The organism is Aeromonas popoffii (genome assembly GCF_000820025.1).
Taxonomy (GTDB): Bacteria; Pseudomonadota; Gammaproteobacteria; order Enterobacterales; family Aeromonadaceae; genus Aeromonas; species Aeromonas popoffii.
On sequence record NZ_CDBI01000033.1, the window covers coordinates 1 to 19,887 of the forward strand.

At 56.4% G+C, this 19,887-nt stretch carries 17 protein-coding genes, 3 tRNA genes and 1 pseudogene; 11 read left to right on the forward strand and 10 right to left on the reverse strand.

What is annotated here, in order from left to right; all coding sequences use genetic code 11:
• Together BN1129_RS23185 and BN1129_RS06720 are read left to right on the forward strand one after the other, a co-directional pair.
• The coding region (locus BN1129_RS23185; RefSeq protein ID WP_209418483.1) for a glycoside hydrolase family 19 protein at positions 1-632 on the forward strand (632 nt) is incomplete at its 5' end.
• Between the two features lie 751 nt (positions 633-1,383).
• Positions 1,384-2,595: a hypothetical protein gene (locus tag BN1129_RS06720; RefSeq protein WP_042035385.1), complete on the forward strand. Its 1,212-nt coding sequence runs from the start codon at positions 1,384-1,386 to the stop codon at positions 2,593-2,595.
• On the opposite strand, the gene BN1129_RS06725 is transcribed toward BN1129_RS06720, so the two are convergent.
• The 3 genes from BN1129_RS06725 to BN1129_RS06735 all read right to left on the reverse strand — a co-directional run bounded on the left by BN1129_RS06725 (position 2,596) and on the right by BN1129_RS06735 (position 2,914).
• Positions 2,596-2,671 (reverse strand) — tRNA-His (locus BN1129_RS06725).
• 52 nt (positions 2,672-2,723) lie between these two features.
• Positions 2,724-2,800 (reverse strand) — tRNA-Arg (locus BN1129_RS06730).
• A 37-nt stretch (positions 2,801-2,837) separates the two neighbouring features.
• Positions 2,838-2,914, reverse strand: a tRNA-Pro gene (locus BN1129_RS06735).
• Positions 2,915-3,117: 203 nt separating this feature from the next.
• Between BN1129_RS06735 and folD the strand changes: the two genes are divergently transcribed.
• Positions 3,118-3,972 carry a bifunctional methylenetetrahydrofolate dehydrogenase/methenyltetrahydrofolate cyclohydrolase FolD gene (gene folD, locus BN1129_RS06740; protein ID WP_042035387.1) on the forward strand — a complete coding sequence of 285 codons (855 nt, stop codon included), beginning with the start codon at positions 3,118-3,120 and terminating at the stop codon, positions 3,970-3,972.
• A gap of 119 nt (positions 3,973-4,091) precedes the next feature.
• Here folD and cspD read toward each other — a convergent pair whose 3' ends face one another.
• Positions 4,092-4,310: a cold shock-like protein CspD gene (gene cspD / locus BN1129_RS06745; RefSeq protein WP_042035390.1), complete on the reverse strand. Its 219-nt coding sequence runs from the start codon at positions 4,308-4,310 to the stop codon at positions 4,092-4,094.
• Between the two features lie 229 nt (positions 4,311-4,539).
• Here cspD and clpS point away from each other — a divergent pair, with 229 nt between their 5' ends.
• Together clpS and clpA are read left to right on the forward strand one after the other, a co-directional pair.
• Positions 4,540-4,857, forward strand: coding sequence for an ATP-dependent Clp protease adapter ClpS (clpS, locus tag BN1129_RS06750; protein WP_042035393.1), 318 nt, complete (start codon positions 4,540-4,542; stop codon positions 4,855-4,857).
• Between the two features lie 60 nt (positions 4,858-4,917).
• On the forward strand, positions 4,918-7,170 hold the full coding sequence (gene clpA, locus BN1129_RS06755; RefSeq protein WP_042035395.1) for an ATP-dependent Clp protease ATP-binding subunit ClpA: 2,253 nt from the start codon (positions 4,918-4,920) through the stop codon (positions 7,168-7,170).
• A gap of 68 nt (positions 7,171-7,238) precedes the next feature.
• Here clpA and infA read toward each other — a convergent pair whose 3' ends face one another.
• The 3 genes from infA to aat form a co-directional block, all read right to left on the reverse strand.
• Positions 7,239-7,457 (reverse strand): translation initiation factor IF-1, encoded by a 219-nt coding sequence (gene infA / locus BN1129_RS06760; protein ID WP_005300033.1) that lies wholly within the window; start codon positions 7,455-7,457, stop codon positions 7,239-7,241.
• A gap of 68 nt (positions 7,458-7,525) precedes the next feature.
• A complete protein-coding gene (locus tag BN1129_RS06765) occupies positions 7,526-8,242 on the reverse strand; it encodes an arginyltransferase (protein ID WP_042035397.1) in 717 nt (238 codons plus the stop codon).
• Complete coding sequence (aat, locus tag BN1129_RS06770) at positions 8,239-8,946, reverse strand: leucyl/phenylalanyl-tRNA--protein transferase (protein ID WP_042035398.1); 708 nt, start codon at positions 8,944-8,946, stop codon at positions 8,239-8,241. The genes BN1129_RS06765 and aat overlap by 4 nt, the downstream gene beginning before the upstream one ends.
• A gap of 19 nt (positions 8,947-8,965) precedes the next feature.
• On the opposite strand from aat, the gene BN1129_RS06775 reads away from it, so the two are divergent.
• Positions 8,966-9,436, forward strand: a complete 471-nt coding sequence (locus BN1129_RS06775; RefSeq protein ID WP_042035400.1) for an outer membrane lipoprotein — start codon at positions 8,966-8,968, stop codon at positions 9,434-9,436.
• A 90-nt stretch (positions 9,437-9,526) separates the two neighbouring features.
• Here the strand turns inward: BN1129_RS06775 and BN1129_RS06780 are convergent, their stop codons facing one another.
• The 3 genes and pseudogenes from BN1129_RS06780 to BN1129_RS22330 form a co-directional block, all read right to left on the reverse strand.
• Positions 9,527-10,774, reverse strand: coding sequence for a diguanylate cyclase (locus BN1129_RS06780; RefSeq protein WP_042035402.1), 1,248 nt, complete (start codon positions 10,772-10,774; stop codon positions 9,527-9,529).
• 57 nt (positions 10,775-10,831) lie between these two features.
• Complete coding sequence (gene trxB, locus BN1129_RS06785; RefSeq protein ID WP_042035405.1) at positions 10,832-11,782, reverse strand: thioredoxin-disulfide reductase; 951 nt, start codon at positions 11,780-11,782, stop codon at positions 10,832-10,834.
• A 179-nt stretch (positions 11,783-11,961) separates the two neighbouring features.
• Positions 11,962-12,686, reverse strand: a pseudogene (locus tag BN1129_RS22330) (alanine dehydrogenase).
• Between the two features lie 150 nt (positions 12,687-12,836).
• Between BN1129_RS22330 and lrp the strand changes: the two are divergent.
• The 5 genes from lrp to serS all read left to right on the forward strand — a co-directional run bounded on the left by lrp (position 12,837) and on the right by serS (position 19,828).
• Positions 12,837-13,328 carry a leucine-responsive transcriptional regulator Lrp gene (lrp, locus tag BN1129_RS06795; protein ID WP_005300047.1) on the forward strand — a complete coding sequence of 164 codons (492 nt, stop codon included), beginning with the start codon at positions 12,837-12,839 and terminating at the stop codon, positions 13,326-13,328.
• 201 nt (positions 13,329-13,529) lie between these two features.
• A complete protein-coding gene (locus tag BN1129_RS06800; RefSeq protein WP_042035407.1) occupies positions 13,530-16,043 on the forward strand; it encodes a DNA translocase FtsK in 2,514 nt (837 codons plus the stop codon).
• An 80-nt stretch (positions 16,044-16,123) separates the two neighbouring features.
• On the forward strand, positions 16,124-16,732 hold the full coding sequence (gene lolA, locus BN1129_RS06805; RefSeq protein ID WP_042035510.1) for an outer membrane lipoprotein periplasmic chaperone LolA: 609 nt from the start codon (positions 16,124-16,126) through the stop codon (positions 16,730-16,732).
• 75 nt (positions 16,733-16,807) lie between these two features.
• Positions 16,808-18,145 (forward strand): replication-associated recombination protein A, encoded by a 1,338-nt coding sequence (locus BN1129_RS06810; protein WP_157013289.1) that lies wholly within the window; start codon positions 16,808-16,810, stop codon positions 18,143-18,145.
• A gap of 387 nt (positions 18,146-18,532) precedes the next feature.
• Positions 18,533-19,828 (forward strand): serine--tRNA ligase, encoded by a 1,296-nt coding sequence (serS, locus tag BN1129_RS06815; RefSeq protein WP_042035411.1) that lies wholly within the window; start codon positions 18,533-18,535, stop codon positions 19,826-19,828.
• Positions 19,829-19,887 lie beyond the last annotated feature (59 nt).

Consider the following 19,887-nt stretch of genomic DNA (forward strand, 5'->3'; position numbering starts at 1 on the left):
TTAGGATCAGTTATTTAGAAGAGGTTAATAGTAACTTGGAACGGTTCAAATTAAATACTAGAACTAGACAAAGGCATTTTTTCTCTCAGATAAGAGGTGAAGTCGGTGTGACAATGGAAGGTAGAACTGAAAGTTGGGAATACTCTCCTGCCGTCCTTAGGTCATTTAGTAGTTACTATAGAGCTAACCCACAAGAGTCAGAGGTTGACGGATACAAAAAGGACTCAAAGGGTAGCATAATTAGGGGCGCGGATCAGCAGGCCATAGGAAGAAAACACTTTCAGAAACTGAATGGAAATCGAGCATCCAATCCGAATGATGGATTCAATTTCAGAGGTAGGGGATTAATACAGATTACTGGTTACGAAAAATATAATGGCTTTAAGTCTGATTATGCTTCTTATTGGTTGGGAGATGTCCCTGATGCAGTAGAGCAGCCGAACATTATAAATACAATGCCGATTGCAATTAGAAGCGCCTTATGGTTCTGGTTTAAGTATAAAGTTTATTTATGTGATAATGGTAATGGTTTTGGTGATGTGCCAACAGTGACAAAACGAGTAAATGGAGGCAGTGTGGGCCTCGATGAGCGAAAAGAAGCGTATAAAATCATAGAGACTATTTTAAAATGAAGTATCTACCTATATTGCTTGTTACAATTTCAGCTTCATATGTTATTGGTGCAAATGGTAACGAAATTAACTTATGCAAATCTGATGAGATAGAAATTGCTGCATGTCAGATAGATGAAACAAAAGAGAGATTGATATCATTTTGCTTAGACAAAAAAAGAGATGTTATCAATTATAGGTTTGGTAAAAAAATTCTATCGAGTTAACAACTAAGTTTACGAATGAAAACAAACTTCAGAGGTGGGCTGATATAGGAACCTATACGGTCTATCTTGGATTTAAACGTGGTGAGTATTCATATTCACTTGGCATTCCACAAGAAACAATAAATGCTAAAGCATTCTTATCTATTAAGAGAAATAGAGAGCGTCTTGGGCATGATAAGTTATGCGTAGGCAATTCTTTTGGGGATAAAAATATATATAGCAATTCCATAATTGATATTGATGATGAGGTGGTGAGAAGCGGTAGTTTCGATTTTCCTAAATAATTTTTTCATATGGTTCTAATTTCAAGTTGGAGCTATATGCTTGAAAAGCGTAAACGGACAGCTTGTACTGCTCGAATGATCACCAGACATCTGCCTCCAGCCGGTGTCTTTTTACGCAGGTTTAGTTAAGAAAAACCTGGGAAAGAAAAACCTGGGACACCCACCATTTTGACAGGGACACCGGCAAATCTGGGACACCCACTTTTTTGAGCAAGTCGCTGTGTGGCCCGAGATCTCCCCGATCGTTTTTAAAGGTCAGTGATGACGCAGGGGAAGCCGCTCCCCTGCGAAGTCGCCTCTCTCGATGCGTTTATCGAGAAGATCAACAGTCTCAAGAGCGGCGCTTTCCTGATTGGTCGCAACCGTATCTGGCACGGTGGCATCCACCTCAGTGAGAAAGGGGGGTGGCTCCCCAGCGGCGCTGTACGCGCCATTGCGGACGGGGAAATCGTGGCCTACCGGCTGGCGACCAAACCAGCCAAGGCGACCCGTAGCGCCGAAGAGGGCAAGCCAGAGGGAAAGATTGACTTGTATACCTCCCCTTCGTTTTGTCTGGTGCGTCATCGCTACGAGGCCGGTGAGCAAAACAAGAACCGTCTGACCTTTTACAGCCTCTACATGCACATCGCGTGTGAGAACACCTACAGCAGCCCAGAGGCGGCGCGAGTGACCGTCAAGGGCTCGGGTGTCTCCACCTATGAACCGGTGGCAGCGGGGGATCCCCTCAAACTGACACGCCGACTGTCGGGCAGTCACCCTGTGTATGCCAAAACAGGGGCTGAAGTGAAGCTGATCCAGCAAACCCCGAGTAACCTGCTCAACCACAGAGATGAGGCCCACGATTACTTTCTGGTGCACTACGTCGATGAACCGAACAGCCCGTTCTATATCGCACAAAGCCAGTTGCAGCATGAATATCCGCAAAAGCCGAGGTGGATGACCCCACCAGAAGGCAAACCGGCCCGTCATGGCATTCCGAGTAATACCTGGTTACGGCAAACGGCTGACACCACGGCGGGGAGCCTGGGGCTACCTGCTGGCAGTGAGGTGGTGGTATCTGGTGAGTCACAGATGGTGGCCCTCGGCGGCGGTTCGACCGAGTTTCGTAAAGTGCAGGTGTTCAAGGTGGGCAGCGGCACCGTCAAAGACAGCGCCAATGGGGTGATGGCCAATGCCAGCAAAGGGGCCATTGGCTGGCTGGCGACAAGCAAGATGGGGGCCGGACTTGCCGCCGAGCCGAGTATCCCTGTCGAATTCAAAGAAGATGCGCCGGTCGTAGACCGCAGCGAGAACCCGATAGCGGTGCAGGCCGGAGAGGTCATCGGTCACTGGGGCGAACATCAAATAGCCAAAGCCGGTGCAAGCGGCTTAGTGAAAGACGCCGACAGTAAAGCTGTGCACTTTGAGGTGTTTGTGACCGAGCAGGATAGCAAAGATGATTCTGAGAAAAGGAATAAGCAGGCGAAGGGGTAATGGGGTGGCTGATGGGGCTCGAACCCACGACAACCGGAATCACAATCCGGGACTCTACCAACTGAGCTACAGCCACCACTGAAAATTTCCATCAATACCATCCATCCCGAGGAGAGAGGATTTATTAATGGTGCGCCCTGCAGGATTCGAACCTGCGACCCACGGCTTAGAAGGCCGTTGCTCTATCCGACTGAGCTAAGGGCGCTCTGTATCGATCAGCCAAGCTGGCTCATCGATGAACTTGGTCGGTGATAAAGGATTCGAACCTTTGACCCTCTGGTCCCAAACCAGATGCGCTACCGGGCTGCGCTAATCACCGAAAATTTCTTGTCCAGCATACCGATAGCGGCGGTACTGGGCAACGGGCGGGCATCATACCCAAGCGGGAAAGGCAGCGTCAATGTATTTTTCCGCTAGTAAATTCAAGTGCCTACTTATTGCCCGCTTAGCGAGCGCTGCTAACACCCGCGCCAAAAAAATGCGACAATGCGCGGCAGTTGAACACATGGTGAGTGAAGAACGATGTCTGCCAAAATCATTGATGGAAAACAGGTTGCGCAAACGATTCGCAATCAGGTCGCAGCGCAAGTCCAACAGCGGTTGGCACAGGGGAAACGGGCGCCAGGTCTGGCGGTGATCCTGGTCGGGGTGGATCCGGCGTCTCAGGTCTATGTCGGCAGCAAGCGCCGCGCCTGTGAAGAGGTGGGGTTTATCTCCCGCTCTTACGATCTGAGCGCGACAGCGAGCCAGGAAGAGTTGCTGGCCCTGATCGATCGGCTCAATGATGATGTGGACGTAGATGGCATTCTGGTGCAACTGCCGCTGCCGGCCCATTGTGATACGACTCAGGTGCTGGAGCGTATTCGTCCCGACAAGGACGTGGATGGCTTCCATCCGTACAACGTTGGCCGTCTGGCTCAACGTATTCCGGCGTTGCGTCCCTGTACGCCCAAGGGGATCATGACGCTGATTGAGGCTACGGGTGTCAAGACACACGGCCTGCATGCGGTAGTGGTTGGAGCATCCAATATTGTGGGACGCCCGATGACGCTGGAGCTGCTGCTGGCCGGTTGCACCACAACCACTTGTCATCGCTTCACTCAGGATCTGGAAGATCAGGTGCGTCGTGCCGACTTGCTGGTCGTGGCGGTGGGCAAGCCGAACTTCATTCCGGGGGAGTGGATCAAACCGGGGGCCCTGGTGATCGATGTGGGCATCAATCGTCTGGCTGACGGTTCTCTGGTGGGTGATGTGGAGTTTGAAACGGCGCGTAATCACGCCTCCTTCATCACACCGGTTCCGGGGGGCGTTGGTCCCATGACGGTGGCGAGCCTGATGGAAAATACCCTGAGCGCCTGTCAGGACTACCACGACTAGGCCCTGTGCTGGCCGATGAAGCCTTCGTCTGACAAGCTTCACGCTCGCAAGAGCGCACTGCTATAAAAAAACCGGCGACCTTGCGGTCAGCCGGTTTTTTTATTTATCCAGTTCGACTCTTACATGTTCTGTGCTTCGTTTGGCACGATGACAGAGGCGTGATTTCCTTTCGGCCCCTGCTGCAGTTCGAAGTTGACTGCCTGACCTGCTTTCAAGGTCTTGTAACCTTCCATTTTTATCGTGGAGTAGTGGGCGAAGATATCTTCACCACCCCCTTCCGGACAGATAAACCCAAATCCTTTTGCGTTGTTAAACCACTTGACTGTTCCGGTTGCCATACATCTACATCCTTTTATTGATTACCCTGAAGTCGTTGAGTAACCTGCGCCAGCCCTTTATAACTAGTAGCATATGCCCATAGCAGACGGGCGCCGATTAGCAAGTAACCAATCTAGTCTAACTTTTGAGCGAGTCAAGGAGTTGTTAACAACTGATGTGATCGGGTTAACAAGTCTATTGACAATCTTGTGTTAGACGGTAGTAATCTAGAGGTACCGAAGCGCGATTATGAGCAAGCAGAAAGAACTCTTTGCTAATGAAGAGATTGCACAAGCAGAGAAAACGAAGCTGCAACCGCCACCCATGTACAAGGTCGTCCTGAACAACGATGACTACACACCGATGGAGTTTGTGGTGGAGGTGCTGCAAAAGTTCTTTGGTATGGATTTGGACAAGGCCACCCAAGTGATGCTGAGTGTGCATTATAGTGGTAAGGGAGTCTGTGGCATGTTCACCGCCGAGATTGCCGAAACCAAAGTGGTCCAAGTCAATACCTATTCACGTAACAACGAACATCCACTGCTATGTACCATGGAAAAGGCTTGAATCTGATGACTTGATGGCGATGACGACACCACATTGTTGCTGTACTGAGGGGAGGTGCCTATGTTGAATAAAGATCTAGAAAAGACGCTGAACGAGGCTTTCAAACTGGCCCGTGACGAGCGCCACGAATTCATGACCGTCGAGCACCTGTTGTTAGCCCTGTTGGATAACAGCTCAGCCCATGAGGCGCTGAGTTCATGTGGTGCGGATGTGGAGCTGATGCGCAAAGAGATCAGCGCATTCATTAGTCAAACAACCCCGCTTATTCCCCGCGATGATGAAGACAGAGAAACTCAACCCACGCTTGGCTTCCAGCGAGTGCTGCAGCGTGCCGTGTTCCATGTTCAGTCTTCAGGTAATACTGAAGTCAGCGGCGCCAACGTGCTGGTCGCCATCTTCAGCGAGCAAGAGTCACAGGCTGCCTATTTCCTGAAGAAAGCCGAGATCAGCCGGCTGGATGTGGTCAATTTCCTCTCCCACGGGGTGCGTAAAGACAGCAAGCCGGATAACAGCAGTAACAACGCCGAGTCTGATGACGATGTCTCTGCCGCCCAGATCGAGAGTTTTGCGACCAACCTGAATCAGTTGGTGCTGGAGGGGAGAATCGACCCGCTCATCGGTCGCGATCAGGAGCTGAGCCGCACTATCCAGGTACTGTGCCGTCGCCGCAAGAACAACCCGCTGCTGGTGGGTGAAGCGGGTGTAGGCAAGACTGCGATCGCCGAAGGGCTGGCCTATCGCATCGTCAAGGGGGATGTGCCCGAGGTGATTGCCGGCAGCACCATCTATTCACTCGACATGGGCTCCCTGCTGGCAGGCACTAAATACCGTGGTGACTTCGAGAAGCGCCTCAAAGTGCTGCTCAAGCAGATTGAGCGCCAGGAAGGGGCCATTCTGTTCATCGACGAGATCCACACCATCATAGGGGCCGGGGCAGCTTCCGGTGGCCAGCTGGATGCGGCCAACCTCATCAAGCCGTTGCTCTCCAATGGCTTGCTCCGCTGTGTCGGATCGACGACCTACCAGGAATATTCCCAGATTTTCGAGAAAGACCGAGCGCTGGCCCGTCGTTTTCAGAAGATCGATGTCGTCGAGCCGAGTGTGGATGACACCACTCGCATCCTGATGGGGCTCAAGAGCCGCTACGAATCGCACCACGGCGTGCGTTATACAGTCAAAGCGATCCGTGCCGCGGTCGAACTTTCGGCAAAGTACATCAATGACCGTCATCTGCCTGACAAGGCGATCGACGTGATCGATGAGGCGGGGGCAGGGCAGCGTCTGCTGCCTGTGAGCAAGCGCAAGAAAGTGATCAATGTGCCGGAAATCGAAGCCATAGTCGCCAAGATAGCCCGTATTCCAGAGAAGTCTGTCTCTTCTTCCGATAAGGAAGTGCTAAAGAACCTGGAGCGGAACCTCAAGATGGTGGTGTTTGGTCAGGACAAGGCAATCGCTGTGCTGACTGACTCAATCCGCCTGTCACGCTCGGGCCTTGGCAATGAACGCCGTCCTGTGGGTTGCTTCCTGTTTGCTGGCCCGACCGGGGTGGGCAAGACAGAGGTCACCCAGCAGCTTGGCAAGGCGCTCGGGGTGGAAGTGCTGCGTTTTGACATGTCCGAGTACATGGAGCGACACACAGTCTCTCGTTTGATTGGTGCTCCTCCTGGTTATGTCGGTTTTGAACAGGGCGGCTTGTTGACCGACTCAGTGCTCAAGCATCCGCACTCAGTGGTGCTGCTGGACGAGATCGAGAAGGCGCATCCTGACGTGTTCAACCTGCTGCTGCAGGTGATGGACAACGGGACCCTGACGGATAACAACGGGCGCAAGGCGGATTTTCGCAACGTGATCCTGGTGATGACCACCAACGCTGGCGTGCAGGAGACCCAGCGCAAGTCCATTGGCTTCCAGCAGCAAGACATGAGTCATGATGCCATGGCGGTGATCAACAAGACGTTCAGTCCGGAATTCAGAAACCGGCTTGATCACACCATCTGGTTCAACCATCTGGATATGACGGTGATCCATCAGGTGGTTGACAAGTTCATTGTCGAGTTGCAGGTACAACTGGATGCCAAAGGCGTGTCTCTTGAAGTGTCCGAGGGTGTCCGCCACTGGTTGGCCGAGAAGGGATATGACAGGGCGATGGGAGCCAGACCCATGGGACGGGTCATCCAGGAACACCTCAAGAAACCCTTGGCCAATGAGATCCTGTTCGGATCACTGGTTGATGGGGGGGTAGTAAAGGTTGAGTTGGTAAATGACAGCCTCAGTTTTGATTTTCAGGTCAATATTGAAGCTGTCTCCCACTAAGCACTGATAGTTAGAAAGCGACAAAAAACCCCAACCGAAAGGTTGGGGTTTTTTGCTGAATTCCTGGCTTAGCGAGAGCGGAAAACAATACGTCCCTTGGAGAGATCGTACGGAGTCAGAGCTACCGTTACTTTGTCCCCAGTCAGGATACGGATGTAGTTTTTGCGCATCTTGCCGGAAATATGAGCGATAACCACGTGACCATTTTCCAGTTCCACACGGAACATGGTATTGGGCAGGGTTTCGAGAATGGTGCCCTGCATCTCAATACTGTCTTCTTTAGCCATTGAATCCTCTTGATAAGCCACAACAAAAATCCGCTGGATCATGCCGGATTTAAGGCTATGTGTAAAGTTTACTCGGGCTTGGTGTCGATATTTTTCCATTCCCCGTGGATCAGTCGCTCGTGGGGCAGGTATTGGCGCTTGTAATTCATCTTGCGGCACTCCTCCACCAGATAGCCGAGATACAACCAGGTGCGACCTGTACGCCTGGCCAGTTCCAACTGACTCAGGATGGCGAAGGTACCGAGGGAGCGATCGGCATGGGCCGGATCGAAGAAGGTATACATGGCACTCATGCTGTGAGGTAGCAGATCCGTGGTGGCGACTCCGATCAGCTGGTTGTCCTTGCGCATCTCCAGGTAAAGGGGAGGCATCCAGTCGCAGTGTAAAAAGCCCTTGTACTGGGTCCGGCTGGGGGGATACATGCTGCCATCACGGTGACGCTCGCAAATGTAGCGCTCGTAGAGCTGATAATATTCGGGTTTATCATCGTAGCTGAGCACCAGCTCCAGGTCCTGGTTCAACTGGCTGATCCGCTTCTGGCTGCGGCTTGGCATGAAACGCTCACTGTGGATGCGCAGGGACTGGCAGGCACTGCAGGCAGGGCAGTGAGGTCGATAGATGTCGTTACCGCTGCGCCGAAATCCTGCGGTCAGCAGCCGCTCATAGCCACTGGCATTGAGCAGGTTGTGGTCCATCAATACCAGCAGCTGCTCCTGTTCATGGCCCAGATAGCTGCATTGATGCTTGGGGGTCAGCCCTACCTTGAGGATCACTTCTTCTGTCATAGGCTGATGCTCTCCGGTTGCCAGCAGTGCTTTGCCAATGGTTGTCGACTCAGTTGGGCCAGGGCTTTCAAGAAGGTGGCCCTTGGCCACTCCTGGATCCCCATGGTGACCAGGAAGTCATTTTGCATCTGGCAATCGATTAGCGCGCCGCCGTAGCGGGTGAAGTGCTGGCAGAGTGCCATCATGGCCAGCTTGGCGCCGTTGTCGATGCGACTGAACATGGACTCGCCACAGAAGAGGCGCCCGAGTGAGAGGCCATAGAGACCGGCTTGCAGCTGGCCATCCTGCCAGATCTCGACTGAGTGGGCATGGCCAAGGCGGTGAAGTTGTCGATAGGCGTCGATCATGGGCGTGCTTATCCAGGTTCCACTGGCACTGCGACGGGGGGCGGCGCAGGCCGCTATTACCTCATTAAAGGCGCGATTGATGGAAATATCGAATGAGGTACGGCGGATAAATTTACGCAGGCTGCGATTGACGTGCAACTGTTCCGGAATGATGACCCCTCTGGGATCCGGTGACCACCACAGCAGCGGCTGGTGGGGCTCATTCCACGGGAAGATCCCCTTGTGGTAAGCTGCCAGCAATCGGTCAGGGGAGAGATCACCCCCGATCGCCAGCAGGCCATTGGGTTCTTCCAGGGCGTGCTCGGGGTCGGGAAACCAGCACAGCTCATCATCCAATTGGGTAAGATAGCGAGACATAAGGCGAAGAGGTTCACAGATGAAGGCCATTATCCTGATAGTATCCAGCTTGTTCTGCTTTGTCACTGCACCCGCCAGTGCTCAGGTATACGAGCGCAACACGGCGCGGCCCGTGGATCAGGTGGTGTTTGGCCAGATCGAGACGGTGCGCAATATCACCCAGCGCCAGATCCTGGAGTCCGAGCACTCCGGCTGGAAAACGCTGGGGGGGGCCGTGTTGGGCGGTCTGCTGGGTAACCAGTTTGGTGGCGGCCACGGCCGTGAAATTGCTACCGCCGTCGGTGCTCTTGCCGGCGCGGCTGCAGCGCAGCAGTATCAGTCTGGCGGCACTGTGGTGGAGAACAAGCTGGTGGAGCTGCTCATTCGCAACGAGCAGAACGGGCTCATCAACGTCATTCAGGATTATGATCCGGCCATGGTATTCATGAACGGCGACAAGGTGCGTATCCTCTATTTCAACGATGGGGTGCGTGTCGACAAGACCTATTGAGTGGCGTTGAAAAGAGAAGAGCAACCCGACGACATCCACCGTGAGGATCCGTCGGGCAGTACTACAGGGTGCTCATCTGCCAAGGTTTGCTCAGGCCGATGAGTCCTGAGACACTATCTTGTCGCGACCCGTGTTCTTCGCCTGATAGAGCAGGCGATCCGCCTCGCTCAGTGCCTCGTCCATGGAGACGGGCCCAACCTTGATCACCCCGAAACTGGCTCGAGCAAACAGCGGGATCTCCCGTGACAATGGCTGTTGACGCAGTTGCTGGCGCAGCCCCTCCAGCCGTTTGAGCAGCACCGGCACGGTGCAATGGGGCACCATCAGGGCAAACTCCTCGCCGCCAAAGCGGGCGATCATGGCATCGGGGAAGAACTGGGCGAGCAACCGGGTCAGGTGACAAAGCAGCTGATCGCCGATGGCATGGCCCCAGTGATCGTTGACCTGCTTGAAGTGATCCACGTCGAGCACGCAGAGGGCGAGCGGTGTGCCTTGGCGCTGATGCTCCTCAAACCACTTCTGCCCCTCGTTGAACCAGTAGCGCCGGTTATAGAGCCCGGTCAGGTAGTCACGGTTGGCCGACTCCTGAATGCTGTTGAATTGCTCAAGGGCCTCCAGGTTGTGGCTGACCCGGCACTGCAACTCTTCCGGTTCAAACGGCTGGTTGAGAAAGTCGTTGGCACCCTGCTTGAGGTAGCGGGCAGAGAGGCCGCGCTTGTCCGACACCGAGATCCCTATGATGGCGAGCTGCTGCTTGCTGTAGCGCTCCCGCAGCATGCGCACCAGGCTGATGCCGTCGATCTCCGGCATGTGGTAGTCGACCAACACCAGCCTAATGGCCGGGTTTTGTTCAAGCTGGGCCAGGGCATCGCGGGCATGGCTCGCCTCATGTACCTGCAGCAACTGTTTGCGCAGCTGGGCCATGGTGCGATGGCGGGAGGTGCGCGAATCATCGACCACCAATACCTCAATCTGCTGATTGAGATAGAGGCGATGCACCAGACTCACCGCATATTGCAGTGAGTGGCGCGAATCTTTCATCACGTAATCCAGCACCCCGGCTTCCAGCCAGGCCTCCCGCTTGTCTTCGCTGATATCGGCGGTGAGGATCACCACCGGCAGGCCCAGTTCCAGCAGTACTTTGACTGCTTCCCCGCTGGGGGCATCCGGCAGGGTGAGATCGACCAGGGCCACCACATACTCTTCCCTCTGGCAATGACGGGCGCCCTCCAGGGTATCGAACGCATCTATCTCCAGGCCTGTTTGCTGTGCGATGGCCTGGATCAACATGCGGCGGATCGTCAGACTGTCTTCGACAATCAGTATTTTATGTTTCATCCGGCTCCTTAAAATAAAAAGGCATGCCTCACGGCATGCCTTTTATATCCCTTGCGCTTATTGCGCGTCCAGATATCGCTCGGCGTCGAGGGCCGCCATGCAGCCGGTACCGGCAGAGGTGATGGCCTGACGGTAGGTGTGGTCGGCCACGTCCCCGGCGGCAAAGACCCCTTCGATGCTGGTCTGGGTGGCAAAGCCATCCAGCCCGCCACGAACGATCAGGTAGCCGTTTTTCATGGCCAGCTGGCCATCGAAGATTTGGGTGTTGGGCTGGTGACCGATGGCGATGAATACCCCCATCAGCGGCAGTTCTGAGGTGGTGTCGTCCTGGGTGCTGCGCAGACGCACGCCGGTTACGCCCATCTGATCCCCCAGCACTTCGTCCAGGGTCTGGTGGGTGTGCAGCACTATGTTGCCGCTCGCCACCTTGTCGTGCAGACGTTTGATCAGGATCTTCTCGGCGCGAAACTCGTCGCGGCGGTGAATGAGGTGCACCTTCTTGGCGATGTTGGCCAGATAGAGCGCCTCTTCCACAGCAGTGTTGCCGCCGCCAATCACGGCCACTTCCTGATTGCGATAGAAGAAGCCGTCACAGGTGGCGCAGGCGGAGACGCCGCGGCCCTTGAATGCCTCTTCTGAAGGCAGTCCCAGGTACTTGGCAGAGGCGCCGGTGGCGATGATCAGTGCATCACAGGTGTACTCGGCGCTGTCGCCCTTGAGGCGGAACGGACGCTGGGTCAGCTCCACTTCATTGATGTGATCAAACAGGATGCGGGTGTCGAACTTTTCCGCATGCTCTTTCATGCGTTCCATCAGGGCCGGACCGGTCAGCCCCTCTGGGTCACCTGGCCAGTTTTCCACTTCGGTGGTGGTGGTCAGCTGACCGCCTTGCTGCATGCCGGTGATCAACAAGGGATTGAGGTTGGCGCGGGCCGCATAGACGGCGGCGGTGTAACCGGCCGGGCCTGACCCTAAGATCAGCAGTTTGCTGTGAGTGACTTGGCTCATGATGTGATTTCCGAGACGTGATGAGTTTGCGCGATTGTAGGTAATTCGAGATCCGGGGTCAAAGGCCAGTGAGTCGATTGTGGCAATCGATTATCGGTGCGGACTGGCGTGCGTTCGGACATAAAAAACGCCCATCGCGGGCGGATTCTGACTCACCGACTCCCCGGTTGGGGGGGCGATCAGCTCAACAGGGTCAGCGGAACGGTAGAGGCCTCGGCCACCTCTTTGCAGGTGACGTGACCCGCCATGATGTTGAGCCCGTGGCGCAGGTGGTCATCTTTGAGCCGCGCCTCCCGATAGCCTTGCTCCGTCAGTTTGATGATGAAGGGTCGAGTGGCATTGTTGGAGGGCCACGGTGGAGGTGCGAGTCACCACCCCGGCATGTTGGCGACACAGTCGTGCACTACCTCGTCGACTATATAGGCGGGATCCTGATGGGTTGTGGCGTGGGCGGTTTCCACCTGGCGGCCCTGAGCGATGGCCACACCGACACTGGCAGAACCCGGTTTCATCCGGGCAATGTGGTCATGGCTGACAAGTGTTGGCGCAGTGGCACAGGGCACCTGCATGCCGCCGCGCGTGATCAGCTCCTGGGTCTGGGGCAGATGGGTGTCAGATGCAGGTAGGTAAAGAGGGTCTGACCCGTGCTCCGCATGGCGCGTTCGACGACCTAGGGCTCCTTTACCTTGACGCTCATCTCGGCTTTGGCGAAAACCTCTGCGGCGGAGGCCAAAATGTCGGCGCCGGCAGCGCGATAATCTGCATCACCGAAGCCAATGCCGTTTCCGGCGCCGCTTTGGACGAAAACAGTATGGTTTCGTGCTGTTAGTTCACGTACACTGGCCGAAACCATGCCTACGCGATATTCATGGTTTTTTATTTCTTTAGGTACACCGATAATCATGCTATCCCTCGTCTATCGATTGGTGCTTTATGTTGCAATGATGTTGAGCGGCGTGTTCACCGAGCATATTCAGGTATTGACAGGATTTGTGACCATAATTATAAAGTGAATGGTGATTCGTACCAAAAAATAGCCAAAGGATGGAATAAAATGATGGAAGCTAAGAGTCGGCTAAAGGATTTGGACAGGATTGACCGCAACATTTTGAATGAGCTGCAAAAGGATGGCAGGATTTCGAACGTTGAGTTGTCCAAACGAGTTGGCCTGAGTCCTACACCGTGTCTGGAACGGGTTCGTCGCCTCGAGCGACAAGGTTATATCGAGGGATATGCCGCTATTCTGAACCCTCATTACCTGGACGCGTCTCTGCTGGTGTTCGTGGAAATCACCCTCAATCGCGGTGCGCCGGATGTATTTGAACAGTTCAACAAGGCTGTTCAGGTGCTCGAAGAGATCCAGGAGTGCCATCTGGTTTCCGGCGATTTCGACTATCTGCTCAAGACCCGCGTTAGCGACATGTCGGCCTATCGTCGCCTGCTGGGGGAAACCTTGCTGCGACTGCCCGGTGTCAATGACACCCGCACCTACGTGGTAATGGAAGAGGTCAAACAGAGCAGTCGTCTGGTGATCAGTACCCGTTGAGTTAGGTTATGCTATGACTTGCCAGGCTTATGACAAGTCACGACAGTCAGAAACGAGCGGCCGGTCCGCTCGTTTCTTCTTATCGCGTTGATTGTAAATATGGCCCAGCCCATCAGGCACTGGCTGACAATCGGTGGGCTTTTCAGGGATACTAGGCCCCCTTATCCCCTGCATTACATGTTTTCAGAAAGGAGCCGGAGTTTGGCCGATAAAAAGCTGTTTACTCCTTTATCAGGTACACAACGGATCTTCGAAGCCGTCTTGATCGCCATCACCCTGATGGCTGCCTATCTCTTGCTTGCCCTGTTGTCCTATCACCCGGCCGATCCTGGTTGGTCCCAGACCTCCTGGCAAGGGGAGGTGAAGAACCTCTCCGGTAGCGCGGGGGCCTGGCTCGCCGACATCACCATGTTCACCTTTGGGGCCTTCTCTTATCTGGTGCCTCCCCTGGTTGTCCTGCTGGGCTGGAGCCTGTTCTGGCGCCCGAGCCGGCTGCTGGACGTGGACTACCTTACCCTGTCGGTACGGATGGTGGGTTTCGTGCTGACCGTACTCGGCATGTCCGCCATCGCCAGCATGAACTTCAATGACATGCAGAACTTTTCCGCCGGCGGCCTGGTGGGCGATGTGATCGCCTCTGTCGTGGTGCCGCTGTTTGGCGGCGTCGGGGCCAACCTGCTGCTGCTCTGCTTCGTGGCTACCGGCATCACACTGTTTACTGGCTGGTCCTGGCTCACCATAGTCGAGCGGATAGGTGCCACCTGCACTGGTTCAGTCAGCGCCGTTTACCACTTTCCCACCACCCTGGGCCGCTGGTTGACCGGTGGCTGGCGCCAGCCCCGTTTTGAGGGGCCAGATCCCCTGCTGGAAGGTGGCTTGGGTGCCATCGAGCTGGAAGAGGATGAAGAGGACGATCCCCACACCAGCTGGACTCGCAACGCCAAGGGAAAGGCGGGTCAGAAGGCCAAGCCCGATGAGTGGCTGCCCGAGCTCGATGATGATACCTTCCAGTTCGATCCCCAGTTTGATGATGAAGACGACGAGCCGGCGCCCGTGGCCAAGCCCAAGCGCGCCGCTGCTGACAATGCACGTCGCCAGCCAGCCCTGACCACGGCCGATGACGAGGATGACGCGCTCGATCTGCCCTGGGCCGAGGGTGACGACGTGACCGCACCGGTTGCCGTCGCACCGACCAAACCCAAGCGTCGTCCACTGCCTGGCATGGCGCCCTTGCCAAGCCTGGAGCTGCTGGACAGGCCGCCAGCCAAGACCCAGATGATGAGCAAGGACGAGCTGGACCGCATGGGCCGTCTGGTGGAGGCGAAACTCGCGGACTACAACGTGCAGGCCAAGGTGGTCGGTGTCTATCCGGGCCCCGTCATCACCCGTTTCGAACTGGATCTGGCGCCCGGCATGAAGGCGAGCAAGATCACCAACCTGTCGCGCGATCTGGCCCGCTCCCTCTCTGCCAGCAGCGTGCGGGTGGTGGAAGTGATCCCGGGCAAGACCTTCGTCGGCATCGAGCTGCCCAACCGGGTGCGTCAGACTGTCTACCTGCGCGAAACCCTCGACTGCGACGCCTTCCGTGACAGCCGTAACCCGCTTACCATGGGGTTGGGTCAGGACATAGCTGGCGAGCCAGTGGTAGTGAATTTGGCCAAGATGCCGCACCTGCTGGTGGCCGGTACCACCGGCTCGGGCAAGTCGGTGGGGGTCAACACCATGATCATCTCCATGCTCTACAAGTCATCTCCCGATGATCTGCGTTTCATCATGATCGACCCCAAGATGCTGGAACTGTCGGTCTACGAAGGGATCCCGCATCTCTTGACCGAGGTGGTCACCGACATGAAGGATGCTGCCAACGCCCTGCGCTGGTGCGTAGGTGAGATGGAGCGCCGCTACAAGCTGATGTCGGCGGTCGGGGTGCGTAACCTCAAGGGCTACAACGACAAGGTGCTGGCCGCCATCGAGGCGGGTGAGCCCCTGCTCGACCCGCTGTGGCGTCCGGGTGACTCCATGGATCAGATGCCGCCGGAGCTGGAGAAGCTACCCCACATCGTGGTGGTGGTGGACGAGTTTGCCGACATGATGATGATCGTCGGCAAGAAGGTGGAAGAGCTGATTGCCCGTATCGCCCAAAAGGCGCGAGCGGCCGGTATTCACCTCATTTTGGCGACCCAGCGTCCCTCGGTGGATGTGATTACCGGTCTTATCAAAGCCAACATCCCGACCCGTATCTCGTTCCAGGTGTCGAGCAAGATCGACTCGCGCACCATCATCGATCAAGGCGGTGCCGAATCCTTGCTCGGTATGGGTGACATGCTCTACATGCCAGCCGGTACCTCCAACCCGACCCGGGTGCATGGCGCATTTGTCGATGACCACGAAGTGCACAAAGTGGTGGCGGACTGGAAACTGCGCGGCGAGCCAAACTACATCGACGAGATCCTCTCTGGTGAATCAGGCGGCGAAGGCGGCAGCGGTGAATATGGCGGCGGTGGCGATGAAGAGCTCGACCCCCTGTTCGACGAGGCGGTCGCCTTTGTGGTGGAGTCCCGTCGCGGTTCTACCTCCAGCGTACAGCGCAAGTTCAAGATTGGTTACAACCGGGCAGCCCGTCTCATCGAGCAGATGGAAAATCAGGGCATCGTCAGCTCACCGGGCGGCAATGGTCAGCGCGATGTGTTGGCACCGCCGCCGGTGCGGGACTAAGCCTCGCCGTTTCATATTATCCCTGGCCATGCCCTCCACGGGCGTGGCCTTTTATCGAGAGCGTCTTTATGAAGATCGTGATGAAAAAGCAACTGTTGATGGGTACCGTGCTGCTGATGGCCAGCAGCCAGGTGTGGGCCGATGCGGCCAGTGATCTCAAACAGAAGCTGGCGGGTGTCAGCCTCTTCTCCGCCAAGTTTGCCCAGACCGTCTATGACAGCAAGGGCAAGGAGCTGCAAAAGGCCAGCGGCGATCTGCTGGTGCAGCGTCCGAACCGCTTCAACTGGCACACCACCTCGCCGGACGAGAGCCTGATCGTGGCCGACGGTCAGGATGTGTGGATCTATGACCCCTTCGTCGAGCAGGTCACTGTCCTCAAGCTCAAGGATGCGGTCCTCAATACTCCCTTTATTCTGATCGCCGGTAATGACGACAAGTTCTGGAAGAACTATGACGTGACTCAGGAGGGGGATGTCTACATCGTCACCAGTCGCAACAAGGATGAGCTGATCGCCTCTTTCCGCGTTACCTTCGATCGGGCCAACAACATCAGCCGCTTTGATGTGAAAGAGGCGCAGGGGCAGTGGAGCGAATTCACCCTGAGCAGTTTCAACCGCAAGCCGGTGCTCAAGGGCAATGAATTTGTTTTCAAGATCCCGAAGGGGGTCGCGCTGGACGACCAGCGCTGATGAGCACGCGGTCGTTGGATTGCTCGCCACTGCGCCAGTCAAAGGCGAGTGGTGTGACGCTGGGGGTCAATACAGATGAGTAACTTGTCGCTGGATTTCTCATCGGACTTTCGCCCGCTGGCGGCCCGGATGCGGCCGCAAAACCTAGACCAGTATATTGGTCAGCAGCATATTCTGGGGGCTGACAAGCCCCTGCGCAAAGCGATCCTGGCGGGTCATTGTCACTCGATGATCCTGTGGGGACCTCCCGGCACCGGCAAGACCACCCTGGCGGAGCTGATGGCGCACTACTGCCAGGCGGAAGTGGAGCGACTCTCGGCAGTGACCTCCGGCATCAAGGAGATCCGCGCCGCCATCGACAAGGCGAAGGAGAACAGCTGGCGCGGGGTACGCACCATACTGTTCGTGGATGAGGTGCACCGCTTCAACAAGAGCCAGCAGGATGTGTTCCTGCCCCACATCGAAGACGGCACCATCACCTTTATCGGCGCCACCACCGAAAACCCCTCGTTCGAACTCAACAACGCGCTGCTCTCCCGGGCCCGGGTCTATCTGCTCAAGCGGTTGGAAGAGGATGACATCCTCGCCATGATCGAGCAGGCAATGCAGGATCCGCGCGGTCTCAATGATCCGGCGCTCTCCTTTGCCCCCGGCGTCAAAGAGGCGCTGGCCAAGGCGGTGGATGGGGACGGGCGCAAATCCCTCAACTATCTGGAGCTGTTGGCCGACATGGCCGAGACCAATGATGCAGGGAAGAGAGTGATCGACAGCGCCCTGCTCGCCGCGGTGGTGGGGGAGCACGTGGCCCGTTTCGACAAGGGGGGGGATCACTTCTATGACCTCATCTCGGCGGTGCACAAATCCATTCGTGGCTCGGCCCCGGATGCGGCGCTCTACTGGTACGCCCGCATGGTGAGCGCTGGCTGCGATCCCCTCTATATTGCCCGCCGCTTGCTGGCCATCGCTTCGGAAGATGTGGGCAACGCCGATCCGCGCGCCATGCAGGTCGCCCTGTCAGCTTGGGATTGCTTTCATCGCATCGGCCCTGCCGAAGGGGAGCGCGCCATCGCCCAGGCCATCGTCTATCTCGCCTGCGCCCCCAAGAGCAATGCGGTCTACACCGCTTGGAAGGCAGCGCTCAACGATGCGAAAAACCTGCCCGACTTCGAGGTGCCACCGCATCTTCGCAACGCACCCACCAAGCTGATGAGCGAACTGGGTTATGGTGCCGAGTATCGTTATGCCCACGACGAGCCGGGGGCCTACGCCGCCGGCGAGAGCTACTTCCCGCCAGAGCTGGCAGGCAAGCAGTACTATCAGCCCACGGATCGCGGTCTTGAGAAGCAGATTGCCCAAAAGCTTGACTACCTCCATGAGCTGGACCGGCAGAGCCCGCAACAAAGGGGCAAGTAGCAGGCTGGCGCTGGCGCCTCGAACAGCCCGGTTGGCAGAGGTGTGGCCGGTGAATGCACTTGTTCAAATGAGGCAGTTCAGGTACCGGTTTGCCTCTGTGGTCAGGAATGGGGTTCGAGGGAGGATCCGCGAGTCTTCCCGACCGGTGAGGTCCGTGAAAACGACGTAAATAGTCCCTGTTCGGGCGGGGGGGCGGTCTGATACACTGGCCCTCTGACCCCGCTTGTCTCGGCCTTGCGCCATCTTCTTGATTTCGAAGGCCTGATTTTGAAGGCGCGATCCTGAAGACGATAGGGGTGCGCCAACCGATGTTAACTTCCGGATCTGTTCTCTCGCCCGGTCATGATGACCCAGGCCCAGATCCCATTTTAAAAAAGTAGGTAAACCATGCTGGATCCCAAATATCTGCGTAGCGAGATTGATGAAGCTGCCGCTCGTCTGGCGACACGTGGCTACGTTCTGGACGTAGCGGCTGTCAATGCTCTGGAAGAGAAACGCAAGGATCTGCAGTCCCGTACCCAGGAGCTGCAGGCCGAGCGCAACGCCCGCTCCAAGTCCATCGGTGAGGCTGCCCGTCGTGGTGAGGATGTGGCCCCGCTCAAGGCCGACGTGACCAAGATCAACGACGAGCTTGAAACCAGCAAGGTTGAGCTCGAAGTGCTGCTGCGCGATCTCAAATCCATCTCCGACGCCATCCCCAACCTGCCGAGCGAGACCACGCCGGTGGGCCGCGATGAGGACGACAACGTGGAAGTGCGTCGTTGGGGAACGCCGCGTGCGTTCGATTTCCCGGTACGCGATCACATCGATCTGGGTGAAGCGGCCAAGGGCGTGGATTTCAAGAACGGCGTCAAGATTTCCGGTGCCCGCTTTGTGGTGATGAAGGGGCAGATTGCCCGCCTGCACCGCGCCCTGGCGCAGTTCATGCTGGACCTGCACACCCTGCAGCACGGTTACACCGAGTGCTATGTGCCTTATCTGGTGAACCCGGACAGCCTGTATGGCACAGGTCAGCTGCCGAAGTTCTCCGAAGACCTGTTCAACACCGGTATCGAGGGTGAAGGGGAAGAGGAGGGCAAGCTGCGCAAATTCTCCCTGATCCCGACCTCCGAAGTGCCGCTCACCAACATGGCCCGCGACGAGATCTTTGATGAGCAGGAGCTGCCCATCAAGATGACGGCCCACAGCCCCTGCTTCCGCTCCGAAGCCGGTTCTTATGGCCGTGACACTCGCGGTCTGATCCGTATGCACCAGTTCGACAAGGTCGAGATGGTGCAGCTGGTTCACCCGGAAAAATCCTGGGAAGCACTGGAAGAGATGGCCGGTCACGCCGAGAAGGTGCTGCAACTGCTGGAGCTGCCGTATCGCGTGATGGCGCTGGCCACCGGTGACATGGGCTTCTGCGCCGCCAAGACCTACGATCTGGAAGTGTGGCTGCCGGCCCAGAACACCTACCGCGAGATCTCTTCTGTCTCCAACTGCACCGATTTCCAGGCGCGCCGCATGCAGGCGCGCGTCCGCATCGACGGCAAGCCCCAGCTGCTGCACACCCTGAATGGCTCCGGCCTGGCCGTGGGGCGCACCCTGGTGGCCGTGATGGAGAACTACCAGCAGATCGACGGCCGCATCGCCATCCCGGCTGCGCTGCAATCCTACATGGGCGGTCTGACCCACATAGGCTGATCCTGTCGCCTTCATGTTAAAAGCCATGGTTCGCCATGGCTTTTTTGTTTCAGAACTTT